General features: G+C 62.0%; 2 protein-coding genes. Both read left to right on the forward strand.

The features are described from left to right. The coding region (locus tag UCMB321_RS28970; protein ID WP_157016105.1) for an AMP-binding protein at positions 1-2,775 on the forward strand (2,775 nt) is incomplete at its 5' end. Between the two features lie 201 nt (positions 2,776-2,976). Further along, on the forward strand, positions 2,977-3,948 hold the full coding sequence (locus tag UCMB321_RS28975) for an IS110 family RNA-guided transposase (RefSeq protein ID WP_040063012.1): 972 nt from the start codon (positions 2,977-2,979) through the stop codon (positions 3,946-3,948). The last annotated feature ends 20 nt before the right edge of the window (positions 3,949-3,968 follow it).

The following is a 3,968-nucleotide window of genomic DNA, read 5'->3' on the forward strand; positions in this document are numbered from 1 at the left end:
TATCTGCCAGATGGCAATATCGAGTACCTGGGCCGTAACGACGACCAGGTGAAGATCCGTGGTTTCCGTATCGAACTGGGCGAGATCGACGCCCGCCTGGCCAAACATCCGGCCGTCCATGAAGCGGTGGTCACCGCTCGTGAAGATGTGCCGGGCGACAAGCGCCTGGTGGCCTATTACACCCTGGCCGCTGGGCAACCCTCAGTCGATATCGACAGCCTGCGCCGTCATTTGCAGGAAAAACTGCCGGAATACATGGTTCCAGCCGTTTACGTCGCGCTGGACAAGCTGCCCCTGACCCCGAACGGCAAGCTCGACCGCAAGGCTCTACCGGCGCCGGACGCCGATGCACTGATCCGTCGTGGCTACGAGGCGCCCCAGGGCGAAACCGAAATCGCCCTGGCGCAGATCTGGGCCGACTTGCTCAAGGTCGAGCAGGTCGGGCGTCATGATCACTTCTTCGAACTGGGTGGCCACTCGTTGCTGGCGGTCAGCCTGATCGGCCATATGCGCCAGGCTGGGCTCAGCGTCGATGTCCAGGTGCTGTTCAGCCAGCCGACCCTGGCCGCCCTGGCCGCTGCCGTGGGCGGCGGGCGTGAAATCGTCGTTCCGGCCAATGCCATCCCGGCGAGCTGCGAGCACATCACCCCGGATATGCTGCCCCTGGTCAGCCTCGACCCGTCCGCAATCGAACAGATTGTCGCCAAGGTGCCGGGTGGCGCGGCGAATGTGCAGGATATCTACCCGCTGGCGCCGTTGCAGGAAGGCATTCTCTATCACCATCTGTCAGCCGGGGAGGGTGACCCCTACGTCCTGCACGCCCTGTTCACCGTGCCGGACCGTCAGCGCCTGGATGCCTTTGCCGAGGCGCTGCAACGGGTGATCGATCGCCATGACATCCTGCGCACCGCCGTGCTCTGGCAAGGCCTGGATGAGCCGGTCCAGGTGGTCTGGCGCCAGGCCCGGTTGCAGTGCGAGGCTCTGGCGTTCGATCCACGTGCCGGTGATGTGGCCAGCCAGCTCAAGGAGCGTTTCGACAGCCGTCACTCGCGTCTGGACGTCACCCGCGCGCCACTGATGCAACTGGTGTTTGCCGAGGACGAAGCCCGGCAGCGCTGGGTGGCGATGCTGCGCTTCCATCATATGGCCCTGGACCATACCGCTCTTGAGGTGGTCCGCCATGAAATCCAGGTGCACCTGCTGGGGCAGGCCGCGCAGTTGGGCAGCCCGGTGCCGTACCGCAACTATGTGGCCCAGGCGCGCCTGGGCGGGTGTCGGGAGGAACACGAAGCGTTCTTCCGCGACATGCTCTGCGATATCGATGAGCCGACCCTGCCGTTCGGCTTGCAGGATGTGCAGGGCGACGGTCATTCCATCGAGGAAGCCACCCGGGTTCTGTCGCCGGCGCTGAGCCTGCGCCTGCGGGCTCGTGCCCGGCAGTTGGGCGTGAGCGCCGCCAGCCTGGTACACCTGGCCTGGGCCCAGGTATTGGGCAAGGTCTCTGGTAAGCAGGAGGTGGTGTTCGGTACCGTGCTGATGGGCCGGATGCAGGGCGGCGAAGGGGCCGACCGCGCATTGGGGATGTTTATCAATACCTTGCCGCTACGGGTTGCCGTGGGCGGGCAGGGCGTGCGCGCCGGGGTCAAGGCGACCCACGCGCGACTGACCGCGTTGTTGGGGCACGAACATGCGTCCCTGGCGTTGGCTCAACGTTGCAGCGGCGTAGCCGCGCCGACACCGCTGTTCAGTGCCTTGCTCAACTACCGCCACAGTGCCGTCGCCAGTGTTTCCGAAGAAACCGCGCTGGCCTGGCAGGGGATCGAGACCCTCGGTGGCGAAGAGCGCACCAACTATCCGTTGACCTTGAACGTCGATGACCTGGGCGAGGGCTTTAGCCTGAATGTGCAGGTCAACGCCGAAGTGGGGGCCATGCGGGTCTGCGCCTATATGGAGGCGGCGCTGGAGCATCTGCTTCAGGCGCTGGAGCAGAACCCCGAGGCACCACTGAGTGGCCTGTCGATTCTGCCGGCCGACGAGCGTGAACAGCTGCTGGTGGCGTTCAACGATACGCTGCTGGATTATCCGCAGCAGCAGACTGTCCATGGTTTGTTCGAAGCGCAGGTAGAGCGTACGCCGGATGCCCTGGCAGTGGTGCATGGCGGGCGCCGCCTGACTTATCGCGAGCTGAACCAGCAAGCCAACCGCCTGGCCCATGCCCTGCGTAAACAGGGTGTGCAACCGGATTCGCGGGTGGGGATCTGTGTTGAGCGTGGGGCCGAGATGGTCGTCGGCCTGCTGGCGATTCTCAAGGCAGGCGGCGGTTATGTGCCGTTGGACCCGGCTTATCCGGTAGAGCGGATTGCCTATATGTTGCAGGACAGCGCCCCGGCGGCGGTCTTGGCACAAGCGGCTACCCAGGCGTTGTTGGCGGGCGTTTCGGTGCCCGTGATCAATCTTGATCAGGGCACCTGGCAGGACGAATCCGTCCAGAATCCAGAGGTGCCGGGGCTGACTTCGGCGCATTTGGCGTACCTGATCTACACCTCGGGCTCGACCGGTCTGCCCAAGGGCGTGATGATCGAACACCGCAACACGGTGAACTTCCTCAGCTGGGCCCACGCCGCGTTCGATCACGCGGCACTGCAGGCTGACACAAACCCTGTGGGAGCCGGCTTGCTGGCGATGGCGTCCGATCAGGCGGTGCAAGACTCACGGGCCTCATCGCTGGCAAGCCAGCTCCTTGTATCTCGACTAACGCCTCGTCAGAGGCGATAGTTCTCGACTGATCATCGAGGGAAGACCGAGAAGCCGTCCAGCTCCTAGGGCCTCGAGCCCGCATTATAGATACGTGCTCCGGCCTTCCACACTCACTCAGCAAGTTCGAACGGTATCTAGTGGCCCGCTTCGGCGTGAGCACGTATTGGCAAGGCAGAACCGAGTGCAGTGGTGATCTTTTCGGATTTCAGGGAGAAGACCATGTCCGCTTTCGTGGGTATCGACACAGCCAAAAACACCTTCGACATCGCTACGCCGTTGGACAACGGCAAGTTCCGTACGAAGGCCAAGCTGCCCAATAACGCTTCAGGCTTCAGCGAGGTCGAGGCCTGGCTGGAGAAACATGCCGATCCGCAAGCCTGGGTCGTCATGGAGGCTACCGGCACCTATCACGAGGCTCTCGCAGACTTCCTGCATGCAAAAGGTTATCGAGTTTGCATCGTTAACCCTGCCGTCATTCATGCGTTCGGCAAGGAGGATTTGCGTCGGGTCAAAACCGACAAAGCCGATGCCAAACTGATCGCCGCCTATGCCCAGCAGAAGCAGCACAAACTCAGAGCCTGGGTACCAGAACTGCCTGCTCGCCGTCGTTTAAGGGCTTTAGTCCGGCGACTGGAGGATCTCCAGGAAATCCTGCAAATGGAGACCAACCGCCTGGACGTCGCCCAAGCCAACGTCCAAGCCTCGATCCTGTCCGTGATCAATCACGTGAAAAGTGAGATTGCCGCGACTCAGAAGGCCATCAAAGACAACATTGATGACGATCCTGACCTACGTCAGAAGCGTGATTTGATCGTGTCCATCGACGGGTTGGGTGAAACGAGCGCCGCCTTGATCCTCGCCGAACTGGGCGACCCTCTGGACTACAGTGGCCCTCGCGCTGTTGTGGCATTTGCAGGCCTGAATCCATTGATAGACCAATCAGGTAACTACGTTGGTCCGACGCCGATATCCAAGACCGGCTCGGCCAGCCTACGGACCGGAATGTACATGCCTGCGATGGTGGCGATGAGATGGAACCCGGCGGTCAGGGCACTGAGCGAGCGCCTGAAAGCCAAAGGAAAGGCCCCTAAACAGATCATCTGTGCAGCAATGCGCAAGCTGTTACATCTGGTCTACGGAGTGCTCAAATCAGGCATACCGTTTGACCCAAACATCGCGCTTGCGCGATGAGGGTCAAGACGGTATCTACA

The organism is Pseudomonas batumici (genome assembly GCF_000820515.1).
In the GTDB taxonomy this organism is placed as follows: Bacteria; Pseudomonadota; Gammaproteobacteria; order Pseudomonadales; family Pseudomonadaceae; genus Aquipseudomonas; species Aquipseudomonas batumici.